Here is a 26,189-nt window from a genome sequence, read left to right as displayed (position 1 = left end):
GGGTGGATACCCAAGCGCAATACTGCGCTGGGCACATTAGGGTTTGCTTAACGCCCGGTAAAACTACGTAAAACCAAAGCCGCACAGGTATGGGCGCTCACGCCCTCACCAACACCATCTCCTGCGCATCCGTTGTGTACCGCGGCGTCCGGCGCATCTGTTTCATGGTCCAATTCTGTGGACGCTGGGTTGCCCCCGCGCTGCCCAGCTTCATCGTCCCCTTGCCATAGCGCGTGTTGACGGTATCCAGTGCCAGCATCAGACGGCTGCGATCACGGTCTGGTTCGTCTTCCAGACGCAACTCCATCTGCTGCACCTGATCCGATTGCAGCTCCATCAGCATCACTCCCGCCTTGGCGTAGTCATACCCGTCCTTGAAAATGGACTGCAAGCCCAGCAATGCCGCCTGCACCAGATGCGCGGTGTCGTCTGTTGGCCGGCGAAGGGGTACCACCATGCTGCGGCTGTACTGGGCTGTCTTTCCGAACGGGCTGGTGCGGATGAACACCAGAACCTGCCCACACAGGCTGTGCTGGTGTCGCAGCTTCTCTGCCGCCCGACTCGCAAAGGTCGTCACGGCTTCTTCCAGGTCACGGTAGTCGGTAACAGCCTTGCCAAACGAGCGTGTACAGGCGATCTGCTGACGTGCCTGGCCACTGTCTTCCAGATCGACACAAGGGATGCCCCGCAGTTCCCGTACGGTGCGCTCCAGCATCACTGACCATCCACGCTTGATGGTGGCCGGGTCGAGTTGCAGCAAATCGTGGATCGTATGTACGCCACCTGCATGCAGCTGCTTGCTGATCTGTCGACCGATGCCCCAGACCTCTTCCACAGGAGTCAGGGCAAAGAGGGCGTCTTTGTCTTTCTGGGACAGAGACTCCAGATTGCACACCTGTGCCAGATGTGCTGGGTAGCTGCCGGGCTTGCGTTCCGCATCCTTGGCGATGTGGTTCGCAAGTTTGGCCAGTGTTTTTGTATTGCCCATGCCAATGCAGCAGGGAATGCCGACCCATTGCTGGATGCGGCTGCGGATCTGATGCGCGCGATGCACCAAGTCACCCCGGATACCACTGACGTCCACAAATGACTCGTCGATGGAATAGATCTCCTGCTGGTGCCCCAGTCCTGCCGCCAGGCTCATCATCCGATCGGACATGTCCCCGTAGAGCTCAAAGTTGGCTGAGAGGGCCACCAGTCTGGCGTCGTCTTCGAGGTGCCTGATCTGGAACCAGGGTGCCCCCATCTTGATGCCCAGCGCCTTGGCCTCGTTGGAGCGGGCAATGGCACAGCCATCGTTGTTGGACAGCACCACGACGGGCCGGTCAGTCAGACTCGGACGGAAGACCCGTTCACAACTCACATAGAAGTTGTTCCCGTCGACCAATGCATACATCGGCCATCACTCGTAGTTGCGCCGCACTAGCTGCACCGTCATCACATCCGGCTCACCGCCATAGAACCGATCCAACACCTTCTGGAAGAGAGGCTCGTTAGGCGCAGCCAACGCAAACAGCGTCATGCAGGAGCGCAGCTTCAGATCGTCGGGGTGATGCAAGATCTCCAGGGCGGACTTGTCTGTATGGGCGAGCAGCAGACGGCTGCACTCCAGCAGGCGCTGTCCCAGTACCGGATGGGCCAAGTAGGCGCGGGCTTCACGCAGGGAGCGGATGCCGTAGTGCTTGGCAAGGGTGCTGTGCCCGAGATCGCGGTGCTGCGGAAAGACGAACCACATCCAGTGGCTGGTCTTGTCTCCCGCACGCAGTTCATCGAGGACGTCGGCATAGACACGGTCTTGAGCCTCGACGAAGCGTTCCAGTTTGAAGCTGTCGATCGAGAACATGAAATCGGGATTCGGCATGTTCATGGGGCCTCCGTATTCCACAAGGCAATGACAGGGTGCTGGCCACTCAGGATGGGTTTGCACAGAATCTTGTAGCCATCGGCATCAAAGCCAGCGGCCTGCTGGTTCAAGCCCTTGGCCTGTTCTTCGGTCTCAACGCTGCCCAGGTAGCACCATTGGTGAATCACATGGATCTGCTGCTGGTCTTCCCAGCGCTCCACCAAGCCGATCGGGCCTGGGAACGGCCAACAGTTGACCTGAATGTCTTCCAGGGCAGCCAGTAGCCGGGCATCGTGTTCTTCACGGCTCTCCTTGCCACAGCAGGCACCGGCACATTGCTTGAGCATGGACCGAAAGCACGGCTTGCCGGGGGCGAGTTTCTCCATCTTGAGGAGGCCATAGCAAAGCTTGTGTTGGTCAGCGATGGACTGCAGGGACTGCACCGCGGCATGGCGGCTGCTGTAGAGGCCATACAGGCGTGGGGTGCTGGCGAAGTTCACGTCCTTGGAGAACACCAGACTAGGGATCATGGATCCGTCGTCATCGGGCACCTGCCAGGAGCACAATTGTTTGGTGCGGCGCAGTTTCTGGTTGAAGAGGGGTTGGCGCTGCTTGATGAGCTGGGCTTCCAGCAGCAGGGCGCCGATCTCCCCACAGGTGCGAACATGGTCGATGCGCACCGCCTGGCGCAGCATTCGGGCTTCTTCCTCATTGCGCAGGTGCGAGAGCACACGGTGGCGCAGGTTCACGCTCTTGCCGATGTACAGTGGCAGATCCCCCTCCTGGCCCTCGAAGATATAAACCCCCGGCGCTTGGGGCAGGTGGTCCATGACCTCGCGCAGATGCTGTGGGTACTCGTAGAGCGCCACAGGGTCGAACTCGGGATGGGCTTTGCGAGGTGGGCGCATCAGGACACCATCTGGCGCACTGTGGCAGTCACGACACCCCAGACCTCGATGGTCTGGCCATCTTTGGGGGTGATGTCGGGGTAGATGGGGTTGGCAGCCTTGAGTTTGGTGCGCCCGGCGCGCTGGTAGAGCTGCTTGACGGTGAAGTCGCCATCGACGATGGCCACCACGATGTGGCCATGGCGAGGTTTGATGGCACGGTCCACCACCATGATGTCCTTGTCGAAGATGCCAGCCTCCACCATGGAGTGCCCGCTGACGCGCAGGAAGTAGGTGGCCTGGGGGTGGGTGATGATCAATTCACCAAGGTCGATGCGCTTGCCGCCAAGGTCTTCCGCCGGAGAGGGGAACCCTGCTACGACCGAGTTGGGCAGGAAGCAGCCAGCCAGTGAGGCATTGCCCAACGGACGTGGCATGTCCTGGAGCAACTCCACGGCATCACGGGGGGCAAAGGTCACAGCAGGCATGGGTAAGAGCAATGGGTAGGATGGGAAAAGTCCATCCAAACACGAAAGCATAGAATACTGTTTAAATATACAGCAATCAAGTAACCCCTGTATCTCCCATGAGTTCCCACGACTACGGCGTCATTTCCGCAGATTCCACCCAACTTTGCTTAGGGCTGGTGTCGGACCGGGGCACCAAGTCCGATCTTTGGTGGGGTTGACAATGAAGCTGTTGTCGACGCTTCTTGCCGCTGCACTGGCCCTCATCCCCAGCGTCCACGCGCATGCCTGGGGTGTCGAGGGGCACCAGATCATTGCTGCCATCGCCCAAAGCCAGCTGCAGCCGGCCGCCGCAAAGGAGGTGCAGCGACTCCTGGCACTGGAACCCGGTGCCACGCTGGTGTCGATCTCCACCTGGGCCGATGAGCATCGCAATCCAGCAACTGCCCCTTGGCACTATGTGAATTTCCCCAAAGGGAATTGTCAGTACGTTCCTGAGCGCGACTGCCCGGATGGCAAGTGCGTGGTCGAGGCCATCCGAAAGCAGAGTGACATCCTGCAGTTCGAGGCCAATGACGAGAAGCGGCTGACGGCGCTGAAGTACCTGGTACATCTGGTGGGTGACATCCACCAACCACTGCATGCCGGGTGGGGCGAGGACCGAGGGGGCAACAGTTATCAGCTGCAGGCGTTCATGCGGGGATCGAACCTGCACGCTTGGTGGGACACGGGCATGATCAAGTACTTGGAGGAGCAGGAGGGACCACTCTTGCCTGTGCTGCAGGCACACAAGCCGATGGCTATGCTGAAGGACTGGAAGCCGGAGGCAGTAGCGGAAGAGTCATGCCGGATCGTGGATCAGGAAGGGTTCTATCCAGGGCGCCTAGTTGATGTGGGGTATATCGAACGCTACCGAGACACACTAGGACAACGGCTGCACACCGCTGGTATGCGCTTGGCGGGTTTGCTGAACAAGGTCCTGCAGCCTTAGACCACCGCACAACGCAATGGATGCACTTCTCAAAGCCCACGAGATACTGACTCAAGCAGATGCCTTGGTCATCGGTGCGGGTGCCGGGATGGGGGTGGACTCCGGGTTGCCGGACTTCCGGGGTAACGACGGATTCTGGAAAGCCTATCCGGCACTTGGCTCGGCCGGACTTAGCTTCACGCAGGTCGCCAGTCCCACCACCTTCCATCAGGATCCCCGGCTGGCCTGGGGCTTCTATGGCCACCGTCTGGACATGTACCGAAAGGTAAACCCACATGCTGGCTTCTCGCTTCTGAAGTTCTGGATGGAGCGTATGCCCTTGGGCGGGCGAGTGTTCACCAGCAATGTCGATGGCCAGTTTCAGACGGCAGGTTTTGCGCAGGACTCAGTGCACGAATGCCATGGATCGATCCATCACCTGCAATGCCTGAACAACTGCATTGGACAGATCTGGAACGCTGATGGGTTTGAGCCAAGCATCGATACCGAGCGTTGCCGGCTTCTCAATGAACTGCCGACTTGCCCAGACTGCGGCGCGATTGCACGTCCCAACGTCCTGATGTTTGGCGATTGGGATTGGGAGCAGCGCCGAACCGCCCAGCAATCGCAGCGGGAAGATCGCTGGCTTGAGGTCATGGCGCAAGAGCGGGCCAGAGTGGTCGTTGTGGAGATCGGTGCCGGTACGGCGATCCCATCCGTGCGGCATTTCTCCCACAAGTTGATCCGGGATTTGGGGGCTCGTCTGATCCGTATCAATGTGCGCGAGAGCCAGGTACCGGACACTCGGGATGTCGGACTGGCCATGGGAGCATTGGAAGCATTGACCGGGATCGACGCGATAGACAACAACTGAATGAGCCACTGTCATGCGATCGCTGTTTTCTGATCACGCATTGATTGACGCGTTGCAGCGCCAATTTGCCATTCACTGGCATGGCCACCACGGCATCGCCCACTGGAGCCGGGTGCGGCTCAACGGAAAGGAGTTGGCTGTCGGTACCGACGCCGACATGCACGTCATCGAGCTCTTTGCGCTTTTTCATGACTCGCGCAGACTCAACGAGGGAATTGACGACGGCCATGGAAGTCGTGGGTTTGAATTGGCCAAGCAATGGCAGGGCAAGTATTTCCAAGCCACCAAGACGCAGATGGGACTGTTGGAATTCGCCTGCAAGCACCATAGCGATGGTGTGATGGATGGACCTCTAACGGCTCAGATCTGTTGGGACGCTGATCGCCTGGATTTATTGCGGGTGGGGACCATGCCTCTGGCCAAATACCTTTGCACTGCGCAGGCGAAGGACCCGCAGCAGAGGGAGCGATCCAACAAGCGCGCCAAAGCTTGGTCCGAGCACTTTGCAGCGGGGCGGTTTTTCAATGCATAGGAGTTGCCACTTCATGGAAAACGATGGTTTCGGATTGGTTGTCGTGTCTGCTGATGAATACCCCAAAACCCTCGGAGCGATTCACAGTCAGTCATGACAGTCTTTATGCAAACTAACCAGGACAAATCGTCAAAGGCAGCTCCAGGCTGATCTGAGTCATTCGCGTTTCAGATTGTGGACTGCAGTAAACGCCAATACCGGTCGTTGAGCATCGCCGGTCCCCAGGGCAACCGGTTGCACCCAGCTTGGTGCACGCTAGAGAGTGCGATAGGACCTACACCATGGTGGCCAGGCGCGCCGGAGTGCTGCTGGTGGGCACAGAAGGCGCGTGAGGTATATCGGCGTCCCTGGTGCATGAATCCGCCTCAAATCTTGCGCTTGTTGATGTCCAGGGCGTAGTCAGTTTTGCTCAGCGAGGCCTGGTAGATGTCCAGTGTGTGCGACCTTGCCTTTACCCACTGCTTGACCAATGCGACGGTGTCTGCTGATGCCAGAGCGCCAATAACGATGCCCGTCAAGTTCTCCGGCCTGAACTTCACCGTCCCCGGCCCTTTCTCGTAATTGATAAGTCGCCATTCCTTTTCGTACGCCCAATGCATGGACTTGGTGAGCAGCGCTTTCGTCATGGACGCGTCCTTGTCGTCCGAGTACGCGTTGATGGGCACGCGCTTTTGCGAATACAGCACCCTATGCGCATGAGCCATAAGCTTGGCCTCGCCGTCGAATTCGAGACAGATGCCCCTGTGATAGTCCGCATAGTGCGACCACATCAGAATGTCATCACGCTTGGTGGATACGCAGTACAGGCCAACGTCTTCGGTAAGCACACGTGCGTGCTGGGTCTGTATTTCTTCCTCCGTTGCCTTGATGTTCTTCCGGCTCAACGAGTTTTTGACGGCCTCCTTGGCCTGGGCGCGCCGCTGCTCGCGGTTCAGGCCAGGTTCGTACTTCTTGGACAGCCGTTCATACCCCTTCACCTGCATGGCCTTCGGCGCATCGAGCGAGAAGATCGGGCGAAGGTCGAACGGATCGTTGAAGGTCTTCGCCGGCGCGAAGTACAGTTCGTTGTGCAGGACGATGCGCTCGACCCACTTGATGACGCCTGCTTCGGCCATCGACCGGTACTTGTAGAACTTTTCCGGTTGCTCGTCGTCTTGTTTGCTGTCCGTCATGGTTGCCTTCTTGGGGGGACGGCCAATTGTGCAGCCGCGAGGTCGTTACGGTTCTCTGATGTACGCAGATCGGCCGATGGCCAACGATGCTCATACAGCAAGCTTTTTGAGCACCGCGATGACCACTACCGAATCCATTAAGAACCGCGAGCGGGCTGAGCGCGTATGCGCTGTCCTGACACCAAGCGGGCCGCTGCCGGTTCACCAGGGACTTCTGCTTCACCCCCACAGCAGTCCTCGCATTCGGCGCGACGCCAGGCATGCCGATGGCGGCTTCGGGTCCCTGACCGTGAACCTGTCGACCTGCGGAAGACAGCCCCCGCTGCAGGGACGACTTCAGGCTTAAACTGGAGTCGCCTAGCTCGCATCATCCACCTAGTGATTGAGTGGTTCCCTTGAGCAGAGTCCCTTGTCTCTCTAACAAGCAGGTGGGTGGCATGAAATTTCCGTTGGCGATGTGTGATCGGATGACAGTGTTGCGGCTTGATGCGCAAGTCAGTCGGCTGTATTGAAGCAGTCCTTTCAGGGAGAAACTAACGTGGCATCAGACCACCAACGCATCCTTATTCTGTGCAAGACCTACCCGTCGCCGAGCGCGCGGTATGTCGAAACCTCCTGCGTCGCTGGCATGACCGACGACGGGCGCTTGATCCGGCTGTTTCCGGTGCCGTTCCGACTGGTTGAGGACGACCAGCAATTCAAGAAGTGGCAGTGGATCACAGCCCGGGTTCGCCGCGCGCAGGACGACTCCCGGCCCGAGAGTCACCGCGTTTCGGTGGACACGATTGAGGTGGCGGGCGATCCACTTCCTACGCGTGACCACTGGATCACCCGACGCGAGGCGATCAAGGGTGTACCGGTGTTCGATTCGTTCGATGCGTTGGAGGCTTCACGTCAGGCGACTGGGACGACCCTGGGGCTGGTGAGGCCAAGCCGCTTGCTGGGGCTGGACATCAAGGCTGTGGACTCTCCAGGCTGGACTGAGGATGAACTGGCAAAGTTGTTGCAAGAGCAGCAGCAGGGTAGCCTATTCGACGCGGAGGAAGATCAGCGGACCCTCAAGACGCTCAAGAAACTTCCTTACGACTTCCACTACCGCTACGAGTGCCAGACCCCGGAGGGTGTGAAGCCGTTCAAACACAAGCTGGTGGACTGGGAAGCCGGAGCGCTCTACTGGAACGTTCACCGCCGCGCTGACTGGCAAGAAACGATGCGGCACAAGTTTGTCACCCAGTTCAGCGAGCTGGATGTCATGTTCCTCATGGGCACCATACACCGTTTTCCGGGGCAATGGTTGATCGTGAGCGTGCTGTACCCACCTAAGGTGCCAGAGACGCTGGTGCGTCAGCAAACACTGTTTTAGCCGTCAGGTGGTGCACCGGGGGCCCACCAGCAGCTCGCACGGCGCGGGCCACGTATGTGCGGTGGCAGGCAGAAAAATCAGCCTCGAAACATACTAGGCAGGCCCGGTGGTCACGGGCTGTGGTGGCCAAGTTTCGCACCTCGGTTTTCACGGTATCCAAATGGGCTAGAAAACCACGGGTGTAGTCAGCCCAATCGCCGTTTTCGCGGTATTTGTCGCGCACGGGCTTGGGGCAACCCAGGGCCGGCCGATGCTCATAGCCGATGCCTGCTGCAGCCAAATGTTCGCGGAACGCGCTTTTCGAGAACCCCTTTTTGCGTGAGAGAGGCAACTCGCGCACGTCCACGATAAGGTTCACGCGCGCGTCCTTCAGACGGGTGATGAAACCGTCGATAGTCAAACTTTCGTAGCCGAAGGTGAAAAACGCGGGAATGGTCACTGGTAGTCGAGTGTTGGGGCATCACCATAACTGGTGCATGCCGATTGTCTCACGCGAGCTTTGACCAGGTCGGTCGCGGTCTACTACTTCGATGTAGATCCGCGACGTTCGGGAAACGGCCATTCGTCAACGCCCACTCCTAGCCGAAAACGGTCGCCCGCGACTCTGTTGACCTGCAGGAATCGCTGCACTGCCGCCCTCAGATGGCTGACTTCGCCTACAGGCTGATTGCTGCCGATCAGGATTCGGCATCGAACAGCAGCTGACGTCAGAACCTGCCATTCGCCGTTGCCATACGCTCGTCCGTAAGGCATCACCGTTTCGCTATTTCGGCACGTGAAACACGAGCACAGTCAGGACCAACTCGCGGTTCTTGTCGCCGCAGCTATGAAGGACGTACCGGAAGCCGCTCTCATGCGGCCACGTCACGACGCGCTTAAAGTTACCGTGCGCCTTGGCAACAGCGTCGATGCCGGAGAGAACCGTTGAGGTCTCGGTGCCACGATTGAAAACGAGGATCGCTGTCTTGCTATCGCGCCACGTGGTGTAGCCAAGCAGCTGGTCGATGGCCTCGCCGAAGGCTTTCGGCCCCTTCCAGAACTTGCACTCGGCGATGAAGACGTTGCAGTCGCCCTCGCGAAGGAGGATGTCGGTCTTGCCCGCCATGTTGAAGGTCTCGCCCGTCGCCTTGCCCTCAAACTGGCCGTTGAGCTGCACGAGGAAGTGCTGGCGCAGAGCTTCCTCGTTCATCGCCTTGAAAGCACCGGGGCTGCGCTCCATGACGAGCGCCATGTCTTGCACCACTTTCAGGATGTGCTCGTACAGCTCCATGGTGAGCGCCGGTTCGGGCTTGAACTGCGCCGTCGTCGCCGGTGGCAAGGTCGGAACCGCCTTGCGCTTCACCGTAGGGAGCGCGTAGGTCTTCGGTGCGTCAGCGCGCCGCCGGATCGGGATGCCGAGTGCCTCCGCGCGCTGTGACTGTGCCAGCAGGCGCTCGCGCCGCTTGTGGATCGCTTGCTCCGCAGCCTGTGGGAGGCTCTGGTTGTGCGCGTCGATCATCGGGCGCTGCCATCCCAGATGCTGCTCGATCTCCTTAAGGGTCTGATCAACCAGCGCGCGGATGTCGCGGGGCTGGTCAGCAGGGGTTTCGTATCGCAGGACGATCTCGTTCTTCTCAATGACGGCGCGGGGCGGGTTGAGCGAAAAGGTGTTGGCCTTTGCGTAGAACAGCTCACTCTCGCCCTCGAAGGGGATGCGAACCTCGACACGCTCGCCCGCCACCATGACCGGGCGGCTCCGGTCATCAATCCATCGCATGGGGTCGTGCCGTACATCAACCGCCGCATCCTGATAGTCGGCATACCACTTGTCGCGCAGCAGCGTTATCGGCGTGATGCCGTGCCTCTCAACCATGTACCGCTTCAGGTCTTCAGGCGGGGTGTTGAGCAACCGGTTCTCTTCCAACCCCTCGACCTCCTGCTGCATCTTCCGCATGGTCGCCTTTATGGACTGGTCGAGATCGTGGGTGACGAACAGAAGTCCCTTGCTCTTGTCGATGGTGCCGAACATGTTCCTCTCCCTTTCTCCGATCAGATGGTCTCGGTTTTGTTGTGAGTTCAGCGCGGCGCGCCGTCATCGTTGGTTGGCAGCTGGAGCCTAACTTGCCGAACGAGGAGGCCCTTGTAGGCTGTCAGGCAGTTCGCGACTGCCGACGCATGTTCTCGACGGCGGCCACCAAGTCCACTTCTTTCTTCGGCTTCGCCCACCGGGACCAAAAGGCGATCGTCGCGCTGCGAGGCTCGTGGACTGGCTTGTTCATCCGAATTCGCGTTGGTAGGAGCGTCGCGTCACCGACCACGACCGCCTCGCCTACATCCAACGTCGGCAACACCTCCATTAGCCCCTCCAAACTCTCTGGTAGAAGCTGCTTCACCACGCCCTGGTCAGTCTTGTTTGATAAGCGCAGGCTGATGATGTTGCTGCACTGGCTGAGGATAGTTGTACTGACGTCCGAGGGACGCTGACTCACCACCAGCAAGCCGACGCCGTACTTGCGACCTTCCTTGGCGATGCGCTCAAAGTTCTCAAGCGCCCGCCTCTCGAGCGGCCCGGTGGATGCGGCCGAGCTTGGCAGGTATAGGTGTGCTTCATCGCAGACGATGACCACTGGATGTCGCTCATCGCCGGCTGGCCCCGGGTCGCTCCAGAACTGAACTTGATAAACGAGGCGGGCCACCAGACCAATGACCACAGGAAGAATGTCTGACGGGACCTCCGAGAAGTCGATGATCTTGATGCCCGGGTTGACACCATCCTTGGCATTGCCGGTTCCCAGAAGCTTCTTCGCTAGGGCATGTAATGCGTCGTAGGTCTCGTAGTCCGCCGGAGCCTGGTACATGAACGCGTACCGTCTGTCGTTCATCTTCGTCTTCAGCCGGATGAGGAACCGCGATAGCTTGCCATTGAGGGGCCCCTTCTCTGTCTTCGGCTGGCCCTTCTTGGCACCGCTTACATACTCTTCGCCCGTAGGAATCACTTCCTCGTTCTTCGAGTCGAGAGACTGCACCAGTTCGGATAGGCGGTAGGGAACGGGCGTGTCCACCGTGAAGCCATCCAGCAGGTCCGGCCTCTTCAGCGCCTCGATGGCGCCGCGCTTCATCTCAATCACCGAATCCATCAACGCGAGCGCCTGGTTCGGTGCGTTGTCGCCGGAGCGATCCACGAAAACGGACTGCATCTCGTCGTACGTGAGCAACCAGAAAGGCAAGAAGATCGCTCCCTCGCGCGCGTCCTTTAGGTCGCCGATGCCAGCAATCCGGTAGTGCGACGCGAACTTCATGCTGGAGTATTCACCGTGCAGATCCAGAACAATCATGTTCGTGTGGGGCAGCTGGGCAGACTGCTCCAAGATTGAAGCCACCGTGAACGATTTTCCAGAACCGGTGCTGCCCAGCAACGCCGCGTGGCGTTGGAAGAGTTTGTCGCCGTCGATATAGGCGGTCGCTTTGCCATCAAGGGTGTACGTGCCAACCTTCAGCGGAGCAGCAGCATCGGCTTTCGACGAGGCGCTGAGAATGCCCATGAAGTCTTCGAGAGACTTCTCCTCGATAGGGAAAACCGGGCGATTGATCTCAGGCAAGGCGAAGACTGCGCGCGAGAAGGTATCCCGCTTCTGCCCGTCGCGAGCACGGTAGGTGCCGACGAGGCTGATAGCCACGCCGTTCTCCTCCTGCTGGATGATCGCCTGGTCCGCAGGCATCTCGGCCGCGGCAAGAGTGGGTAGCTCAACGGGATGCCGCCAGACCCGCTCGATGATGCCGATGAGCCATTCATCGCCCATGGATTGGATGGCGACGAGACGCCCAACGCGTGCCTTCTGGAGGCGCTGGCCATCGGTCACTCGGACCGTGATGCGCGCAGTCTCGACGCTGCGAACCTCGCCGATGCCTTGCTCTTCTGTGAACGAGAAAATGCTCATGCTATTGCGTCACTCCAAGAATGTCTTCAAAAAGTCGTCGAGCTGCCAAAGCGGTGTGGCGTTATGCATGGTTGTCCCACGCCAGTGAATTTCGGCACCGGTGCCATCGCTGAAGACGCCAATGACATGGGGGTACGTTTTCAGCACCTCCTCGATGCTGGGAGTCTTGCCACGGGTCAACATAACCATGGGCATGCCGGAATTCAGCCGACCGCGGATAACTCCCTGAAGGTGATCGTCGTTGAAACCAAAGCCAAGGCAGAGCAACGCCGAGGCGTTGGTGATGACGCTGTTCATTTCTGTACGCATCGAGTCGAACAGGACGTTCACCAGCGCATCCTGATACTTTGACGGTCCCGGAACCACAATTGCGCGCGCAGCAACCGAATCTGCGTTCAGCACCTCGATAGGCCCGTGCTCGGTGGTCAGCCAGCTGATGGAGCCGTGCGGCTTGTGCAAGCGGATGGTCTTGCACGGCCTGTGGTCGATCTGCATCCCGCCCCGCTTCTCAGGTGCCCAGCTCCGGCTGTACTGCGTTTGGAAGATTGATCCAGCCCTCGGCTTGCGCCGACGATGTCCAACGAAACCCGTATCCAGTGCTAGCTCAGCGAGATCGCAGAACAGCTCGATGAGGGTGTCGTAGTTGGTCGTGATGACGGAGATGCACTCCGAGTTCTGCGGTGCACCCGAGAAGAGGATCTTCAACAACCGAACTGGCGCGAGCTCGGCTGCATTAAGTGCCAGGATGTCGCGCTCTGCCTTCTCGGTGGCCGCAAGAATGAGCTTGGCCGTCTCGCTCCGGATGGCCGCGACAATCTCCTCGCGACCAGCCACACCTAGAGGGATCGTGTTCAGCCCAGCTTCGAGGTTGTCGTGCACCGCCGGCAGCGACTTGGCCCAAAGCACCTGCGCCTCCGCTGACACCAAGCCAGGGCCAACCTTGGCCTCCAGGTGGGCGCCTAGTGCCCACATGCCGGGCAGACCGTACCCGCAAGAAAACCCGGAACCCACAAGAAGCGCCGGTGTCTGGCGAAAGATCTGCTGGACTTCCTTGAAAAAGTCGTCCGGAAGGGCCACTCCCGGAGCGGTCACCGCAAACTCCCCGATCGCATGGAATTGCTCCCACTACGCAAACAACCTTGACGGCCGAACGGCATGACCTAACCTCCCTGTACGGCGCACACACGCCGCCCTCTTTACGGAATCTTACACGGCCCCGGCAGAGAGGTCGGGGCTCTCAGGAACTTTTCAACCAAGCCCCAGCTAATACAACGACGATAGCCGGGGTAAGAGAAGCTGGGCAGCTTGGGGACGGTCGAATTCATGGAGGTGGACGACAGATAAGGGGCAATCTGAGACGGTCTCGATGCCTCGAATTTACCCCCCGGACGTCATGAGCGAGCGGCCGGCTTACCGTCAATCCGAACGCTCGGAGCTTGATCTGGCCGGCGACTGGATGACCAGAATGAGCGCAGGATCGGTCATACGACAAGCTGCGTCCACTGACCGCATCCGCTGCACAGCTGCCGGTCGAGCAGGTGATGTCATAGAGCGCTTTGGGTCGAAAGCGGGTTGAGGCGAGCGGCGCGAAATTGTGTTTTCGACTTTAAATCCGGCTGTTGCGAATTTGGTACGCCGCAAACCCGCATCAGTGCTAGGGTGCTGTTTTCGACTTTATTTGGTCGGAACAACTGAGCATCTGCAGTCAGGATTAAATGGCTAAGACCTTCGGCCCATTGAGCGTAGCCGAGCGAATTCGGATGAATACCATCTGCTGCCATTCCGGTAGATGTCGTTGATTCTGGGTGCCAGTGCATGACGCGGTCTTTGTGACCGGACAGGTGGGCGGATAAACGCCTATTCATCTCGCGTGCCCAGCGACCCATGAACCACCGCAGGGGCTGCGGTAAGGCCATACAGGCGTGCATAGGCGGTACTGCGCTGTGCACTAGCAAGTTCGGCGCGAAGCGATGTGCTACGAGTTCAGCCAGTTGGGTTTGCCATTGCACCCACTGTTGGGGTGCGCACAGGCAGGTCACATCGTTGGCTCCCATCGATAGGATGACCACATCGAAGTGGGTGGTAGGCGCACTTTCCAGCATTTTGACCAAGCCCGGCGAGTCGAGCCCATTGATTGCCAGCACGCACCATTCGATCGTGTGGTGTTGGCTCAGAAGACGGACCAATTGACCACACAGCGCCTCATCTTGGGTTGCGACGCCGACACCGGCTGCGCCCGAGTCGCCAGCGACAAGCACGCGGCACAGCGAACCCTGACCGCATATGCCATCACGCGAACCCGTTGGTTCAGGCATGCGCACAGTGACCCTGCGGACGTGCTTGCCTTGTAGCCAGAAGATTGGCCACAGAAGGGTCAGGAGCAGGTGACGCTCCCAGTTATGCATCGCAGCGTGCATGTCGAAAGCTAAAGCCAGCGTGGCCTTTGGGGTGGGTGTGATGTGCCTCTGGACGTGCTGTTCTTGGCATAGGTATGACTGGCTGCCCTTGCAATACACGGCAGAGAACAGCTCTGCCAAGGGTCGTGCAACTCGAGCTTGCGGCAGAGTGCTGCGCAGTGTCCGTGCGTCAACACACCTAAGCGCTACCTCGCCTGATGCGCTGTAGCCGGACGGTTTACAGAGTCTGCCAACACCGTGTGATGGCGCACAGAAAAAATGATTGTCCGTGGGTAATCTGGGGCCGGGTCTGAGCTAGGCCCGCGGATGCATTCATCTACTTCACCCACAAGGAAATCTCATGAACAAAGACCAAGTCAAGGGCCAGGCAAAAAAAATGGCCGGCAAAGTGCAGGAAGCCACCGGCAAGCTGGTTGACAGCAAGTCGCAGCAAGCGAAAGGCATCAAGTTACAGGTAGAGGGAAAGATCCAGCAGGGAGTCGGCAACGTCAAAGAAGTCGTCAAAGACGCACGCGATGCACAGAAGGAAATTGTGAAATCACATTCTTGACAGCAACGGGACGTAGCACTCACTTCACACAGGAGATTTCAATGAACTATGTAGAACAGGACACTTTTGGCATGTATGGGCGTTCTGACAGCAACGGCCCTGGCCCCCGGTTGATGGGCGCAGACACATTGATGGGAAACGACGTGTACAACCGGCAAGACGAAGATCTGGGCGACATCAAGGAGATCATGCTCGACGTGCCGGCAGGTCGAATCAGTTACGCCGTGCTGTCCTACGGTGGTGTGCTCGGCATGGGCGAAAAATTGTTTGCTGTGCCGTGGAATGCGTTAACCCTTGACACCGAGAACAAGCGCTTCACCCTGGATGTGTCCAAAGAGCATTTGAAAAAAGCGCCCGGATTTGACAAAGACAACTGGCCCAACATGTCAGATCAAACTTGGGCCAAGGGCGTTCACGCCTACTACGGCACCACGCCGCCTGAAACCGTGCGAATTTGAATTTTTGTCAGCGAGTATCCCCTTCGTTTCTGAAATTGGGGTATGGGCATGGGCTGGGGAATTGGATCGATCGGTTTGATCCTTTTTGCCATCATCATTGCCTACGTGCTCTTTGGCTACCGTGGACGAAGGGGGTAGCCTGGACAAGACCTGTCAAGGATCACTGTATGAAGCATGCACCATTGGACCCCACCCAAGTGGCCCAACTGAAGGAAATTGCCGATTCACTTGAGGACATTCGGGAGTCTTTGATGACAATCTCGTTGGCTCTGGCCGACGTGATAACCGAAGTGCCGTCGCCCGAGCGAGACGAGGTTTTGGCGGGTGTCCAACGCTATCTGAATCGATTCGCAGTCGTTCAGCCTTGACAGAGGGCGTATCTGTCACATGTCGGTTGGCACCTTGGCAGGGTACCCTCGACAGCGAACGCAGCCACCAGTGCTGCCCAGAAGGCCTGCAGATAACTAGCGCAACCGCAAGTAACCTTCGGTTGCTGTTCCCGATATGCAACCAATGGCCTTTAGCCGCTGGATGGCTGCACCCACTGACCCATGCGGGATCTTTGCACCAGCGGCTATCGTCGCTTGTGTGATGACGGTGGGCTTGGAATTACTGAGATGACTTTGCAGAAAGGTCCAGACAGCCAATGATGTTTTGGTCTGCTTGGGCTGCTTCTCGTCCAGCACGGCCCCGTTGTCCTTGGCCAGGCGAAGATTTGTGCGTGTCGCCCCTGCAATGGCTATTGGTTCCACGGGCTTTATGGTGACGCCAGTAACTTCGCATGCCATTGCATACACATTGCGCAGATTGTTTTCCACTTCGGTCAAAGCACGGGCCAGTTCCGCCAAATCCTTGGCTTGCTGGTAGAGCGCATCATTACCAGGTGCAGAAAGGTCTGCAAGAACCTGTTGCGAAAATATTTTCTTGGCCTCATTCAACGCGTTGTTCGTGATGGTGAGGGCTTCAAAGGTTTTACTACCTGCCTGTTGCAGGTTGGTAACGATATACGCTTTGGGATTCATACAGTGACATTGACCGTGGTGGTGGGCTGGACACTATGGTATCAGTCCACCGTGTGCGGTTGAAGACCCCGTGCAAGCACCCTGCATGAAATCCGTGTCCTTTCGTTGCCTTAACTCCGGTGGTGTTACCGCTACGTCTGTCGTTGAGCCATTACGGCTCCGGAACACTGATCGAAACGATTTGTTCTTTCTCTGGCACGGCCCGCTCATCCAGCGCGGCTAAAACCAGACCCGGATTCATAGACTGCTGGAGTACCGCTGCTTCGGGGTCATGGCGATTCTTGACATTCGGTAGATCGCGCCGGAGCTCTTCCAGCAGGTCAATCATCTTGGCTGCCTTCTGCTCGGTCAGCAAGGTCACCTTGAGATCCAGATGTGCCCTTTGCTCCTCAAGTTGCGTTAAGCGGTTTTGTCGAATCAGAACGACTGTCGTTGTCAACAATGCAGCCAGTCCAACAATGCCCTGTAACCATAAGAAGGGAGGGGGGTCAAATTCAATCAGGCCTAAGAGCCGCAGTGAAATGTTGCCCAGAGTCCAGATTACGACCACAAGCAAAATAATCCCAAGGAACATCGGCTGACCAATCACCGCACTGATTCGTTCGGCTACCCGCTGCCAGTAGCTGATTTTTTCATTCTCTCGTGAGTAGAAATCCAGCACGGCGAGAATGTTTTGATTGATCTGCTCATTCTCCGCGGGTGAACCTGTCAGTTCAACTGCTGGACCATTCGCAGTGTGCGATGTCTCCTTCATAGGTTGGACGCTACCCTAATTGGGGCGCCAGCTTTGCCAGCCTTTGAAGCGGGGTATTGATCTGTCGGATGCAGTTGCGAGTGGCATGGGAATCACCTTGAGTTGGCGATGATGGTATTTGACGATGCTGCCAACGTCTGCGCGGTAGCCCACATGCAGTGTATTGAATACCAATGACTAGTCAGATGCCCGAAGAACCAGCACAGCATTGGTCCCTCCAAAGGCAAATGAATTCGAAAGCATGGTGCGTACCTGAGAATGGTTACGTGCTTGGTTCGGCACGTAATCCAAGTCGCAATCCGGGTCCGACGTGAGCAGATGCAGGGTCGGCAAAGTCACATCGTGCTGCATGGCCAAAAGTGACAAGGCACATTCAAGTGCACCGGCCGCTCCCAGCAAATGGCCATGCATGGCTTTGGTTGCACTGACAGGAATTTGGTAGGCACGTTCACCGAAAATGACCTTGATAGCAGCGGTCTCCGTTGCATCATTTGCCAGTGTTCCGGTGCCATGGGCATTGATGGCATCTAACAGGGGCGGATCAAGGGCGGCTGAGCGCAGGGCTGCTGACATGGCCGCTACTTGCCCCTCCACGCTCGGACGCGTGATGTGACCGGCATCGGTCGCAAGTCCATATCCCAACAGTTCACCCTGAATGCGTGCTCCGCGCGCTATGGCGTTGTCCCTGGATTCCAGGACCAGCATGGCGGCACCTTCGCCCAGCACCATGCCCGATCGATCCTTGGAGAACGGCTTGCAGGAGGCGTGTGGTAATTCTTTATCGATCTTGGCCAGCGTGTGCAACGCTTCCCAGGCTTTTATTGATCCAAATGAAAGCGGGGCTTCAGAGCCCCCAGCGATGGCCATGTCGAGGGCACCATTGGCCACGCGCAGCCATGCCTCGCCAATGGCAACCGCAGACGATGAGCAAGCGGTCGAATACGTCAGGTTGGGACCGGTAAAGCCGTGCTCAATACCAATCCAGGCGGCTGGTGCGTTGTGCATGCCTGCCAAAACAGTGAACGGTTTGATGCGGTCAGACCCATCCGAATAAAGGGACTTGTAGCCTTCATCGTTGCTCAGCGTTCCTCCCAAACCCGTACCGACGAAAACCCCGACTCGGCCTCGGTCCATCTTTGTCAAATCCAATTGAGACTCTGCCAAGGCCTGATTGGCTGCAACGACACCAAACTGACTGACACGGTCAAGCATGCGAAGCTTCAAAGGCTCAAAGTACGCAGCGCCGTCGAAGCACACCGTTGCTGCAATCGGTGCCACGAGTTGCTTTGCGAATGGTGACTCAAGGAATCGAATTCCAGAGCGCCCTTGACGTGCACTTTGAAATGCTTCCCCCGCACTGTTGCCCAGCGGGGAGATCACTCCGATGCCGGTAACGGCAACTCGCCTCATAGGGAAGATACCGGGGCATCCGCAGTAGCTGCCGTCGCAACATCTTTGTTGTGCTGACTTGCAACAAGTTCATCAATAAACCCAACCACGTCGCCGATCGTCGTCAGGTGGACCACATCAGGTGGCAGGGTAACGCCGAATTCGTCTTCAATTTTGAACAAAAGCTCGGCGGTGCCCAAGGAGTCAATTCCTAAAGTGTCCAATGGCGCAGCAAGAACAAGCAAGTCGGCGTCAAGCTTGTAGTCGTTAATAAGGGTACTGCTCAAGCGCTCAAGAGTTGTGGTCATGCTGTCCTCCTAGTGGTTGTGATGAATCGTGTTTTCCCACCCAAAGTCGCTCCAAGCGGCAGAAGTCTGGGCCAGGCGCCTGCCAGGCGCATCAGCAAGGAGAAAGCGGCTGGTCGCATTGCCACATGCGCAAATACCGATGCCAGGTGCATCCGCTGCATAAATTCGAGATTCCAATCCTGGGCGTAGCTTTTTCCTACAGCGCGTTGCCACTCCCTGTTGGGTAGCCGTTGCAGCGTGTCAGTGCCAATAAGATGCGTGCACAGCAGCCATGCCGATTGAAAGGCCATGCTCATACCTTCACCAATGATGGGATGAGACTCAGCCGCCGCATTGCCAATGCGAAAGACCGCATCATCCGAGCGAATGCGGATCCCTGTTCTCAGTGGGCCGGCAGCCAGCCAAGCGCCGGCGCGGCTTGCATGTATCAGCGCTGCATCGACGCCAGAACACGACTGCCTCAACATCAATTCCACTACGCCCCCCGCAGCCATGCCTGGGTATTTCCGACGCAGTGCCGCCAGCCGATCGCGTCGAATGCAGCATGCCAGGGTCAAGGTTTCTCTGTCGGCCATCACCATGCCGCCGTAGCCGCCCTCAAAAGACAGAACTGGTAGCAGGCCCCTTGGAAGCAAGGCACCCACGAAATTTGCTTTAAAGGCTAACAGGTCACTTGCCCTGAGAGGCTGTTGGGATCGCTCAAAAGGGAACCGCTCCCACGACCCATGGGCGTCGATAGCAATGGGTGCCGATAGTGTCGTTGCAACTTGATTTTGGAGGTCTTTGCACTGAACACGCCATTGTCCCGGTTGGCCTTCAATGCCTTGCAAAGTCCATGGCTGCAACACCTGGACACCGCTCTTACGTGCTTGTTCAAGCAGCAACGTGTCCAGAGTTCCGCGACCCAGCGCGCGCCCGAATCGCAAGTGTGAGCCATCAAGCCCCGGTAGTTTGGCCTCCACGCTGCATGTGCCGTGCATGAGTGCCACCTGTCTAAGCTCCGGTCCAGCGAGCGCATCAAAGGCCGCACCGATCCCGAGAGTGTCCAGCAATGGGAGATTGCTGGCCGCTATACATTCCCCACAGACCTTCCGTCTTGGGAATAGATGCTTCTCCATCAGGGCCACGCGCCAACCTGCATGTGCCAGCAATATGGCTGCGGTAGAGCCTGCCGGACCAGCACCTACGATGATTGAATCGAAGTGGCGTTCCATCAATGCAACCTTGCGGATTCCGCACGAAAGCAGTGGCTGAAAAGACCCGCGGAATATTCCTGCAGTATCCAAGGATTGCTATCGTTGGGCCACCTGTCAGTGAGCTCATTTCCATTGAAGCCTGCGTGCACGCTGAGTACAGCATCCTGACGCGTCACATGGTTGGCCCCTATTGCACCGATCATGTGACTACCCGCCAGGGACAGCCAATCACGGCGTGGTTCGCAGGCAAAAAAAGCTTGGCTGTGGCGAGAGATGTATTTCAATATCAAATCCAGTTGTGCACCTTCAAAGTGGTGCAAAAACAGATTCGAAACGACCAGATGCCATGGCGCATTCACAGAGGCCGCAGCCCGCCCGAAGCCGCTGGCCGCCAAGTCGATAACATCGCCTACTTGCTGCGTTGTGTTCCAGCCCACTTCTTTGTAACGTTCAATGGTGCTTGGCTCAACCAGTGGCTGGCGATCGAACAAGGTCAGTAGGACGTTTAGCCGCATGGGCACCATAGCTTGCGCGACCCCCAGCATGAGGCTTCCATCTCCTGCGCCGATTTCGAGAATCCGCAAAGGCATCGCCTTCGAGTGGTTCGCGGTAAGTGACCTCAAGGCACGCAACACAATGGAACGTGTTCCCATGACCCGGTGGACACGATGCAAGTCTCTGCGTGCGCGCATGGCGTCCGGGTTGTCTGGCCGAAGGCAATCGAGGACTTCAATTGACACGACCCGGGGAATCATTGGCCCACCCTCAACAAGGCACCATGGCAGCTAAACCCTGCACCAAACGAAGACAACCACCACCATCCATTCGCAGCCCGATCTGCCAGTGCGGCTTGGAGGACAAAGTAGACAAAGGCACTGGACAAGTTACCGTATTCACGCAGAGTCGCTGCGCTGTAACCCAGGTTACTGGGTTCGAGTTGGAGCTTGCGTTCCAGTTCCAGCAACACGTCACGCCCACCGGCATGCATGATCCAGGTGCTGATATCAGCAGTTCGCAGCCCGGCGCGTTTCAGCACGGTCTCCAAAACTTGTTGTGCATATTTGGCAGCCAGTACAGGCACTTCGCGAGAGAGAACGTTGCGCAGCATTCCGTCCCGCTGCTCAAGCATCAGTTTGTTACGATGCGACGGCTCCGTATGGGAGGTACAGTCAATCCACTCGATGCGTCGGCCAATTTTCGATGGGTAGCGGGACAAGACAACAGCACCCGCGCCATCGCCAAAAAGGCACGCGCTAATCAATACGCCAGGGTCGTTATCAAGGTACATCGCAGCGCTACTGACCTCGACGCAAACGGACAATACGTTCGTGCAGCTGTTTGATGCAATTAAGGCACTACCTAAACGCATGTTGGGTAACGCTGCGGCGCAGCCTTGTCCCACCAAATCAAAGGCCTGCACATCCGTGCGAAGTCCAAGGCGCTCCAGCACATGGCCGGAAAGGCCTGGGCACAAAAAGCCAGTACAGGTGCTGACCACGACGGCATCAATTTCACTCGCAGGCATGCCGCTTTGGTCCAGGGCCCGTTGGGCAGCATCAGACGCCAATAAAGGTGCATGCGCTACAAACCGTTGCGACAAGGTGTTCGGTTCAATTCTGAACACTTCATCCAGGGTCTCAACGGCAATCCGCCGTGCCCCAATGCCGTTGTCACGCTGGAGGACAGTGCGGGCTATTGCATGCGAACGTTGATCAAGCCGCGCGTACCACTCCGATTCTTGGAACGCAACCAGACAATCTGCTTTGGTGAAGCGAGCGATGGGTGTGGCAGTGCCGATGCCGCTTATGAACATGGCTGCACTTCCCTTGGCTAACGCTTGCTCGTATCGTTGAAGGCGCCTGCCGACTCCTTTATTACCGCTTTGGCGTTCGCAGTTTCAGCCTCGTTCAATGTCGTGGCGACCAGTATGACCTGACCGTTCATGAGCGCATTGTGAAACAGCTCGGTGAGCTTTGCGTTTGATTCGGTGGTGCCTTTCGAACCAATTGCCGCCCCGACGACACCTCCAAGGCTGGCGCCCCAGCCAAGCATCGCCAACGGAGCCAGAATCGGGCTGGCAACAAACAGAGAGAAATTTGCGATCACCAGCCCTATCTCTGCCAGCACACCCAGCGCAGTGCCAACGGCTGCACCTATGGCTCCGTTGTAAAGAAGAGCCTTCAGCATTGCTTTGCTATCGCTAAAGGGTGAGTGCTGGTTTGCCTGTGCAACGTTGTCATAAATTGACAGCCGACCCTTCGGTATTCCACGGGCGTTGAGTTTAGATAGTGCTAATTGGGCCTCGTTTCGTTTTATAAAAAAACCTGAAACTTGGTGCGTGTAAGCAGTCATATCTAATCCTCAGTGGATGCCGATGCACATTGATCGAACTTTGATCGTAGTAAAGAGAAATTGATTCGTCTGTGTCCTGGCGAACTGAAGTGCGACGTGTCGCGCCTTAGTTTGAATGAATGCAATCAACCTCCTCCAAGAGCCCCCATCCTGCCGATTCGAAAGGAGTGGACAGCACCACTATTGATGCTCTGGCGGGAAATGCCCCAGGGTCAGAACCTGAATCGGTATCGATGCTCGTTGAGCCAGAGTTTCAAGAGGGTCAAGAAGATCCTGAACAGTCAGAAGAGTTGGAGAGACAACAAGATGCGTAGCCTTGGTCTGACACAAACACCATTCGAATCTCGCCAGTCAGACATGCAATTCTTCTACCGTGTCTTCGGCGTTGCGGGGACTACAGGCAAAGTACTGCTATCAAGTGCCCGTGCAGACTTGCAACTCGCAGGGTAGTCGATCAGACCAACTGCATGTACATAGGCCAAGAAGCGTTCGTTAACGAACTGATCTTTTGACTTCCTTTCAGCACAGTGACGGTTTTCATTTCGAGGTCATCATGTCGAAAAAAACCGATTTCACTGAAATCAAAGTCATGCGCCGGGCTGCGCGCAAGAATTTGAAGCGGGGCGCTGTAACGGCCGACTACAAAGCTGATCGTGACCAGCTCATCAAGCAGCTCAACGAAGCCTTGGCCACCGAATTGGTGTGCGTGCTTCGGTATCGCCGCCACTACTTTATGGCGAAGGGCATCCACTCGCGAAGTGTTGCTGCGGAGTTCTTGGCGCACTCGAATGAAGAGCTGGGGCATGCGGACAGTCTTGCAGCCCGAATTGTTCAATTAGGGGGCGAGCCAGACTTCTCTCCAGTGGACTTGGCGTCAAGAAGCCATGTGGAGTACATCGCTGCGGTCATCTTGGATGACATGATTCGCGAGAATTTGGTTGCGGAGCGAATTGCCATCCACAGTTACAGGCAAACCATTGACTCCATTGCCGACAGAGATCCCACCACCAGTGATCTACTCAAGAGAATTCTTGCTGTCGAAGAAGAGCACGCAGACGATATGTCCAGTCTCTTGGACAGTGCGGCACCCGAATAGAAGTGCCAGGGGGATACGACTTGAAAACACTAAACATCTCCGTTTTTGTCGGGAGCTTGCGCCGGGATTCATTGAACCGCAAATTGGCCACTGCGGTTGCTCATCTGGCACCACCAGACTTCAGTTTTAGCCAGGTGGGGATGGATGACCTGCCGCTTTACAACCAAGATGACGATGGGCACCAGGCTGCTTCGGTCTTGCGCTTGAGGAAGCAGGTCAAGTCCTCGGACGGCCTGCTATTCGTGACACCGGAGTACAACCGATCCATTCCTGGTGTATTGAAAAATGCAATTGATCACGGCTCACGTCCCTATGGCCAAAGTGTATGGAGAGGAAAGCCTGCGGGGTTGCTTGGAATCTCGGTAGGCGTGGTCGGAACCGCCGTGGCTCAGCAGCATTTGCGAAACATCCTTGCTTACCTAGACATTCCGACTTTGGGACAGCCGGAGGCATTTCTGCACGCCCATGAAGCCTTCTTTGGTACGGATGGTCAGTTTGGCCCTGCAAGCCTGGCCTTCATGCAAGGGTGGATGGGTGAATATGTGACCTGGGTACGCAAGCACCAGACTGGCGTTGCCAGCTGACTGCGGCATCAATCCGGGGGGTGCCCATGGAACTGATTGTCAAGCAATTGAGCAGTCTGTTCGCCCAACTTGGCGAGGCCGATGACGAACAAGGCATTTCTCGCTTCATTGCATTGCATGGAGAAATGCCTGGTCACATTCACCTGCACGAGGCAGGATTCTGGTCGCCAGCGCAGTCCAGCTTTCTCCGAGAGTCTCATTTGTTGGATGCGGCGTGGTCACAGGTGGTTGACGAACTCAATATCAAGTTGCACCAAACCTCCGAAACGGCAAAACCAGTACGGTAGCGTACAGTCATGGGGCGTGGTAGTCCATAGACTTTCATGGGTGTGCAGTCACAGTCCCCAATCGAACGGAGGTTAAATGGAATTTGTTCCCGAACTGAAATTGAACCATTTGCTGGCGGCATTGCCGGCAGAATGTCTTTCGCGATGGTTGCCGGACATGGATCCAGTGGACATGCCATTGGGGCAGGTGCTCTACGAGTCGGGCGGAACCATGCGCCATGTTTACTTTCCCACAACCTCGATCGTCTCCTTGCTCTATGTGCTTGAGAATGGTTCTTCGGCTGAAATTGGGGTTGTCGGCAACGAGGGCCTGGTCGGTATTTCATTGTTCATGGGGGGAGGCTCCACTCCCAGCAGGGCGGTGGTTCAAAGTGCGGGAAAAGGATTTCGCCTCAGGGCTGAGGCCATGAAAACCGAGTTCGATCAGTCCGGCCCGGTCATGCACCTTTTGCTACGCTACACGCAAGCGCTCATTACCCAAATGGCCCAAACTGCAGTTTGCAATCGGCACCATTCTTTAGACCAACAACTGTGCCGGTGGCTATTGCTCAGTATGGACCGCTTGAGTGGCAATGAGTTGGTGATGACTCAGGAGCTGATCGCCAACATGCTGGGCGTGCGACGCGAGGGTGTGACAGAAGCCGCACTCAAGTTGCAGCGCGCAGGTCTTATTCAGTACGCCCGCGGGCGTATCCAAGTGTTGGATCGGCCGGGCCTGATGCGGCGCTGTTGCGAATGCTATGAAGTCGTAAAAAAAGAATACGACCGGTTGTTGCCGCCTAAAGCAGGCGTCTGACCTGGCTGTGCAGGAACAGTCCCGCAGTGGAGTTCATATTCATTGGTCTGCAGTGCATGCCGCACAGACGCCCGGTCGAACAGTTGAAACACAAAAAGAGGGAGATGCACGCACTGCATGCCCGAGAGCCAAGGCAGTGGCCATTCGACAGCGACAATGGCGCCGCATTGCGCTTGCTTCATGAAAGAGGCCCTGCTTGGTTAACTGGGCAGGGCCTTTTGCACGGCTTATGTCCAAGAGCCCCGATGTCCCCCTTGCGATGAATTACGACGACGAATGATCGTACCGACCATTCCAAGCCCCGCAAGCAGCAGGGCATAGCTCTCTGGCTCGGGTACTGCGGATGGAGAGAAACCGCGTGCGTTGTCACCGATACCATCAAGCAGCCCGAAGTTACCCTCCGTGTAGTGGGTAGCGTTGGTACGTATGATCTGGGTGTAACTGGTGGTGCCTGGGTTGATCTTGGATTGCAGATTGGGAACAAAGCTGAACCCGATTACACCGACCGTGGTGCGGTCCGCGTAATCAGACTTTTCCGTGCCTGCTGCAAAGATCCCAAAGTTGGCAGCCGTTTGGTACACGTCGACAGCACTGCTTTTCAGCGAGGTGAAGTCATAGCCAGTGAACCTTTCAACGCCGTTTTGCGAAGATGCGTCGTTTGTGAACTGGTAGTAGAAGTCCAGGCCTTGTGCCGTTTGGTAGACAGCTGCGCGCGCGATACCGTTGTAGCTGATGTTGTTGATGGCTGTCACTGCGGAATCCAGCAACGTTCCACCGAACGAGCCTGCGACAACATCCACATTACTTGTGAGCACGTAGGGCGTCAGGACGGTGGCTTGCGCCCCTAATGCGGCCCCACCCATTGTCAGCGCAAGTGCGGCGTACTTGATATTGAATTTCATGGAAAACTCCTTGTTGATTCATCGAAATTGAACCGTACTTCCGGCTGAAAGTA

30 protein-coding genes and 1 pseudogene are annotated in these 26,189 nt (G+C 57.2%); 11 read left to right on the top strand and 20 right to left on the bottom strand.

Going from position 1 to position 26,189, the window contains the following annotated elements; genetic code table 11:
• Positions 1 to 97 precede the first annotated feature (97 nt).
• From RQP54_RS17375 to RQP54_RS17360, 4 genes are read right to left on the bottom strand one after another with little or no spacing between them, the layout of a single operon-like run.
• The gene (locus tag RQP54_RS17375) at positions 98 to 1,396 is read right to left on the bottom strand and encodes a Y-family DNA polymerase (RefSeq protein WP_315679693.1); all 1,299 of its coding nucleotides are present in this window, start codon (positions 1,394 to 1,396) and stop codon (positions 98 to 100) included.
• A gap of 6 nt (positions 1,397 to 1,402) precedes the next feature.
• A complete protein-coding gene (locus RQP54_RS17370; RefSeq protein WP_315679692.1) occupies positions 1,403 to 1,867 on the bottom strand; it encodes a DUF1810 domain-containing protein in 465 nt (154 codons plus the stop codon).
• Positions 1,864 to 2,751: an excinuclease Cho gene (cho, locus tag RQP54_RS17365; protein ID WP_315679691.1), complete on the bottom strand. Its 888-nt coding sequence runs from the start codon at positions 2,749 to 2,751 to the stop codon at positions 1,864 to 1,866. The genes RQP54_RS17370 and cho overlap by 4 nt, the downstream gene beginning before the upstream one ends.
• Entirely contained in the window at positions 2,751 to 3,167 is a 417-nt protein-coding gene (locus tag RQP54_RS17360; protein WP_315679743.1) for a translesion error-prone DNA polymerase V autoproteolytic subunit, read from the bottom strand. The genes cho and RQP54_RS17360 overlap by 1 nt, the downstream gene beginning before the upstream one ends.
• A gap of 253 nt (positions 3,168 to 3,420) precedes the next feature.
• On the opposite strand from RQP54_RS17360, the gene RQP54_RS17355 reads away from it, so the two are divergent.
• The 3 genes from RQP54_RS17355 to RQP54_RS17345 are packed head-to-tail and all read left to right on the top strand — an operon-like array spanning position 3,421 to position 5,573.
• The gene (locus RQP54_RS17355; protein ID WP_315679690.1) at positions 3,421 to 4,188 is read left to right on the top strand and encodes a S1/P1 nuclease; all 768 of its coding nucleotides are present in this window, start codon (positions 3,421 to 3,423) and stop codon (positions 4,186 to 4,188) included.
• Positions 4,189 to 4,204: 16 nt separating this feature from the next.
• The gene (locus RQP54_RS17350; protein WP_315679689.1) at positions 4,205 to 5,041 is read left to right on the top strand and encodes an SIR2 family NAD-dependent protein deacylase; all 837 of its coding nucleotides are present in this window, start codon (positions 4,205 to 4,207) and stop codon (positions 5,039 to 5,041) included.
• Positions 5,042 to 5,054: 13 nt separating this feature from the next.
• A complete protein-coding gene (locus RQP54_RS17345) occupies positions 5,055 to 5,573 on the top strand; it encodes a hypothetical protein (RefSeq protein ID WP_315679688.1) in 519 nt (172 codons plus the stop codon).
• Between the two features lie 365 nt (positions 5,574 to 5,938).
• On the opposite strand, the gene RQP54_RS17340 is transcribed toward RQP54_RS17345, so the two are convergent.
• Positions 5,939 to 6,745: a DUF2971 domain-containing protein gene (locus RQP54_RS17340; RefSeq protein WP_315679687.1), complete on the bottom strand. Its 807-nt coding sequence runs from the start codon at positions 6,743 to 6,745 to the stop codon at positions 5,939 to 5,941.
• A gap of 538 nt (positions 6,746 to 7,283) precedes the next feature.
• On the opposite strand from RQP54_RS17340, the gene RQP54_RS17335 reads away from it, so the two are divergent.
• Entirely contained in the window at positions 7,284 to 8,108 is an 825-nt protein-coding gene (locus RQP54_RS17335) for a hypothetical protein (protein ID WP_315679686.1), read from the top strand.
• On the opposite strand, the gene RQP54_RS17330 is transcribed toward RQP54_RS17335, so the two are convergent.
• From RQP54_RS17330 to RQP54_RS17310, 5 genes are all read right to left on the bottom strand, one after another.
• Entirely contained in the window at positions 8,065 to 8,547 is a 483-nt protein-coding gene (locus tag RQP54_RS17330; RefSeq protein ID WP_315679685.1) for a DUF488 domain-containing protein, read from the bottom strand. The two genes, RQP54_RS17335 and RQP54_RS17330, sit on opposite strands and share 44 nt — an antisense overlap.
• A gap of 324 nt (positions 8,548 to 8,871) precedes the next feature.
• The gene (locus RQP54_RS17325; protein WP_315679684.1) at positions 8,872 to 10,116 is read right to left on the bottom strand and encodes a hypothetical protein; all 1,245 of its coding nucleotides are present in this window, start codon (positions 10,114 to 10,116) and stop codon (positions 8,872 to 8,874) included.
• 121 nt (positions 10,117 to 10,237) lie between these two features.
• A complete protein-coding gene (locus tag RQP54_RS17320) occupies positions 10,238 to 12,025 on the bottom strand; it encodes an ATP-binding protein (RefSeq protein ID WP_315679683.1) in 1,788 nt (595 codons plus the stop codon).
• 9 nt (positions 12,026 to 12,034) lie between these two features.
• Positions 12,035 to 13,117 carry an SIR2 family protein gene (locus RQP54_RS17315; protein WP_315679682.1) on the bottom strand — a complete coding sequence of 361 codons (1,083 nt, stop codon included), beginning with the start codon at positions 13,115 to 13,117 and terminating at the stop codon, positions 12,035 to 12,037.
• A gap of 452 nt (positions 13,118 to 13,569) precedes the next feature.
• A complete protein-coding gene (locus tag RQP54_RS17310; RefSeq protein ID WP_315679681.1) occupies positions 13,570 to 14,340 on the bottom strand; it encodes an SGNH/GDSL hydrolase family protein in 771 nt (256 codons plus the stop codon).
• A 442-nt stretch (positions 14,341 to 14,782) separates the two neighbouring features.
• Here RQP54_RS17310 and RQP54_RS17305 point away from each other — a divergent pair, with 442 nt between their 5' ends.
• From RQP54_RS17305 to RQP54_RS17295, 3 genes are all read left to right on the top strand, one after another.
• The gene (locus RQP54_RS17305) at positions 14,783 to 14,992 is read left to right on the top strand and encodes a CsbD family protein (protein ID WP_315679680.1); all 210 of its coding nucleotides are present in this window, start codon (positions 14,783 to 14,785) and stop codon (positions 14,990 to 14,992) included.
• Positions 14,993 to 15,033: 41 nt separating this feature from the next.
• Positions 15,034 to 15,450: a PRC-barrel domain-containing protein gene (locus tag RQP54_RS17300; RefSeq protein WP_315679679.1), complete on the top strand. Its 417-nt coding sequence runs from the start codon at positions 15,034 to 15,036 to the stop codon at positions 15,448 to 15,450.
• A gap of 167 nt (positions 15,451 to 15,617) precedes the next feature.
• Positions 15,618 to 15,818 (top strand): hypothetical protein, encoded by a 201-nt coding sequence (locus RQP54_RS17295; RefSeq protein ID WP_315679678.1) that lies wholly within the window; start codon positions 15,618 to 15,620, stop codon positions 15,816 to 15,818.
• Between the two features lie 96 nt (positions 15,819 to 15,914).
• On the opposite strand, the gene RQP54_RS17290 is transcribed toward RQP54_RS17295, so the two are convergent.
• The 9 genes and pseudogenes from RQP54_RS17290 to RQP54_RS17250 all read right to left on the bottom strand — a co-directional run bounded on the left by RQP54_RS17290 (position 15,915) and on the right by RQP54_RS17250 (position 22,471).
• A complete protein-coding gene (locus tag RQP54_RS17290) occupies positions 15,915 to 16,472 on the bottom strand; it encodes a hypothetical protein (RefSeq protein WP_315679677.1) in 558 nt (185 codons plus the stop codon).
• 151 nt (positions 16,473 to 16,623) lie between these two features.
• On the bottom strand, positions 16,624 to 17,226 hold the full coding sequence (locus RQP54_RS17285; RefSeq protein WP_315679676.1) for a DUF1003 domain-containing protein: 603 nt from the start codon (positions 17,224 to 17,226) through the stop codon (positions 16,624 to 16,626).
• 177 nt (positions 17,227 to 17,403) lie between these two features.
• Positions 17,404 to 18,636 carry a beta-ketoacyl-[acyl-carrier-protein] synthase family protein gene (locus RQP54_RS17280; RefSeq protein ID WP_315679675.1) on the bottom strand — a complete coding sequence of 411 codons (1,233 nt, stop codon included), beginning with the start codon at positions 18,634 to 18,636 and terminating at the stop codon, positions 17,404 to 17,406.
• Complete coding sequence (locus RQP54_RS17275; protein WP_315679674.1) at positions 18,633 to 18,923, bottom strand: acyl carrier protein; 291 nt, start codon at positions 18,921 to 18,923, stop codon at positions 18,633 to 18,635. Before RQP54_RS17275 ends, RQP54_RS17280 begins: the two co-directional genes overlap by 4 nt.
• Complete coding sequence (locus tag RQP54_RS17270) at positions 18,920 to 20,137, bottom strand: NAD(P)/FAD-dependent oxidoreductase (RefSeq protein WP_315679673.1); 1,218 nt, start codon at positions 20,135 to 20,137, stop codon at positions 18,920 to 18,922. The genes RQP54_RS17275 and RQP54_RS17270 overlap by 4 nt, the downstream gene beginning before the upstream one ends.
• Positions 20,137 to 20,772, bottom strand: coding sequence for a class I SAM-dependent methyltransferase (locus tag RQP54_RS17265; protein ID WP_315679672.1), 636 nt, complete (start codon positions 20,770 to 20,772; stop codon positions 20,137 to 20,139). Before RQP54_RS17265 ends, RQP54_RS17270 begins: the two co-directional genes overlap by 1 nt.
• Positions 20,773 to 20,870: 98 nt before the next feature.
• Complete coding sequence (locus RQP54_RS17260; protein WP_315679742.1) at positions 20,871 to 21,227, bottom strand: 3-oxoacyl-[acyl-carrier-protein] synthase III C-terminal domain-containing protein; 357 nt, start codon at positions 21,225 to 21,227, stop codon at positions 20,871 to 20,873.
• A gap of 99 nt (positions 21,228 to 21,326) precedes the next feature.
• Positions 21,327 to 21,938, bottom strand: a pseudogene (locus RQP54_RS17255) (stilbene synthase); the annotation flags it as partial.
• An 11-nt stretch (positions 21,939 to 21,949) separates the two neighbouring features.
• The gene (locus tag RQP54_RS17250; RefSeq protein ID WP_315679671.1) at positions 21,950 to 22,471 is read right to left on the bottom strand and encodes a hypothetical protein; all 522 of its coding nucleotides are present in this window, start codon (positions 22,469 to 22,471) and stop codon (positions 21,950 to 21,952) included.
• A gap of 553 nt (positions 22,472 to 23,024) precedes the next feature.
• Here RQP54_RS17250 and RQP54_RS17245 point away from each other — a divergent pair.
• From RQP54_RS17245 to RQP54_RS17230, 4 genes are all read left to right on the top strand, one after another.
• Positions 23,025 to 23,567, top strand: a complete 543-nt coding sequence (locus tag RQP54_RS17245) for a bacterioferritin (RefSeq protein ID WP_315679670.1) — start codon at positions 23,025 to 23,027, stop codon at positions 23,565 to 23,567.
• Between the two features lie 20 nt (positions 23,568 to 23,587).
• Positions 23,588 to 24,151 (top strand): NADPH-dependent FMN reductase, encoded by a 564-nt coding sequence (locus tag RQP54_RS17240; RefSeq protein WP_315679669.1) that lies wholly within the window; start codon positions 23,588 to 23,590, stop codon positions 24,149 to 24,151.
• Positions 24,152 to 24,177: 26 nt separating this feature from the next.
• On the top strand, positions 24,178 to 24,438 hold the full coding sequence (locus RQP54_RS17235) for a DUF2789 family protein (RefSeq protein ID WP_315679668.1): 261 nt from the start codon (positions 24,178 to 24,180) through the stop codon (positions 24,436 to 24,438).
• A gap of 76 nt (positions 24,439 to 24,514) precedes the next feature.
• The gene (locus RQP54_RS17230; protein WP_315679667.1) at positions 24,515 to 25,234 is read left to right on the top strand and encodes a Crp/Fnr family transcriptional regulator; all 720 of its coding nucleotides are present in this window, start codon (positions 24,515 to 24,517) and stop codon (positions 25,232 to 25,234) included.
• Between the two features lie 227 nt (positions 25,235 to 25,461).
• Here RQP54_RS17230 and RQP54_RS17225 read toward each other — a convergent pair whose 3' ends face one another.
• Positions 25,462 to 26,136, bottom strand: coding sequence for a PEP-CTERM sorting domain-containing protein (locus RQP54_RS17225; protein WP_315679666.1), 675 nt, complete (start codon positions 26,134 to 26,136; stop codon positions 25,462 to 25,464).
• Between the last annotated feature and the right edge of the window lie 53 nt (positions 26,137 to 26,189).

It is taken from the genome of Curvibacter sp. APW13, assembly GCF_032337135.1.
Taxonomy (GTDB): Bacteria; Pseudomonadota; Gammaproteobacteria; order Burkholderiales; family Burkholderiaceae_C; genus Allorhodoferax.
This window is presented reverse-complemented; position numbering and strand designations above follow the sequence as displayed.

Coding starts and splice junctions, on each gene's coding strand:
- RQP54_RS17310 (WP_315679681.1), bottom strand. CDS start 14,340: ATGCCTGAACCAACGGGTTCGCGTGATGGCATATGCGGTCAGGGTTCG.
- RQP54_RS17295 (WP_315679678.1), top strand. CDS start 15,618: ATGAAGCATGCACCATTGGACCCCACCCAAGTGGCCCAACTGAAGGAA.
- RQP54_RS17280 (WP_315679675.1), bottom strand. CDS start 18,636: ATGAGGCGAGTTGCCGTTACCGGCATCGGAGTGATCTCCCCGCTGGGC.
- RQP54_RS17235 (WP_315679668.1), top strand. CDS start 24,178: ATGGAACTGATTGTCAAGCAATTGAGCAGTCTGTTCGCCCAACTTGGC.
- RQP54_RS17305 (WP_315679680.1), top strand. CDS start 14,783: ATGAACAAAGACCAAGTCAAGGGCCAGGCAAAAAAAATGGCCGGCAAA.
- RQP54_RS17350 (WP_315679689.1), top strand. CDS start 4,205: ATGGATGCACTTCTCAAAGCCCACGAGATACTGACTCAAGCAGATGCC.
- RQP54_RS17270 (WP_315679673.1), bottom strand. CDS start 20,137: ATGGAACGCCACTTCGATTCAATCATCGTAGGTGCTGGTCCGGCAGGC.
- RQP54_RS17245 (WP_315679670.1), top strand. CDS start 23,025: ATGTCGAAAAAAACCGATTTCACTGAAATCAAAGTCATGCGCCGGGCT.
- RQP54_RS17290 (WP_315679677.1), bottom strand. CDS start 16,472: ATGAATCCCAAAGCGTATATCGTTACCAACCTGCAACAGGCAGGTAGT.
- RQP54_RS17320 (WP_315679683.1), bottom strand. CDS start 12,025: ATGAGCATTTTCTCGTTCACAGAAGAGCAAGGCATCGGCGAGGTTCGC.
- RQP54_RS17325 (WP_315679684.1), bottom strand. CDS start 10,116: ATGTTCGGCACCATCGACAAGAGCAAGGGACTTCTGTTCGTCACCCAC.
- cho (WP_315679691.1), bottom strand. CDS start 2,751: ATGCGCCCACCTCGCAAAGCCCATCCCGAGTTCGACCCTGTGGCGCTC.
- RQP54_RS17360 (WP_315679743.1), bottom strand. CDS start 3,167: ATGCCACGTCCGTTGGGCAATGCCTCACTGGCTGGCTGCTTCCTGCCC.
- RQP54_RS17250 (WP_315679671.1), bottom strand. CDS start 22,471: ATGACTGCTTACACGCACCAAGTTTCAGGTTTTTTTATAAAACGAAAC.
- RQP54_RS17275 (WP_315679674.1), bottom strand. CDS start 18,923: ATGACCACAACTCTTGAGCGCTTGAGCAGTACCCTTATTAACGACTAC.
- RQP54_RS17285 (WP_315679676.1), bottom strand. CDS start 17,226: ATGAAGGAGACATCGCACACTGCGAATGGTCCAGCAGTTGAACTGACA.
- RQP54_RS17230 (WP_315679667.1), top strand. CDS start 24,515: ATGGAATTTGTTCCCGAACTGAAATTGAACCATTTGCTGGCGGCATTG.
- RQP54_RS17370 (WP_315679692.1), bottom strand. CDS start 1,867: ATGAACATGCCGAATCCCGATTTCATGTTCTCGATCGACAGCTTCAAA.
- RQP54_RS17340 (WP_315679687.1), bottom strand. CDS start 6,745: ATGACGGACAGCAAACAAGACGACGAGCAACCGGAAAAGTTCTACAAG.
- RQP54_RS17225 (WP_315679666.1), bottom strand. CDS start 26,136: ATGAAATTCAATATCAAGTACGCCGCACTTGCGCTGACAATGGGTGGG.
- RQP54_RS17260 (WP_315679742.1), bottom strand. CDS start 21,227: ATGCTGCGCAACGTTCTCTCTCGCGAAGTGCCTGTACTGGCTGCCAAA.
- RQP54_RS17375 (WP_315679693.1), bottom strand. CDS start 1,396: ATGTATGCATTGGTCGACGGGAACAACTTCTATGTGAGTTGTGAACGG.
- RQP54_RS17265 (WP_315679672.1), bottom strand. CDS start 20,772: ATGGGAACACGTTCCATTGTGTTGCGTGCCTTGAGGTCACTTACCGCG.
- RQP54_RS17300 (WP_315679679.1), top strand. CDS start 15,034: ATGAACTATGTAGAACAGGACACTTTTGGCATGTATGGGCGTTCTGAC.
- RQP54_RS17345 (WP_315679688.1), top strand. CDS start 5,055: ATGCGATCGCTGTTTTCTGATCACGCATTGATTGACGCGTTGCAGCGC.
- RQP54_RS17355 (WP_315679690.1), top strand. CDS start 3,421: ATGAAGCTGTTGTCGACGCTTCTTGCCGCTGCACTGGCCCTCATCCCC.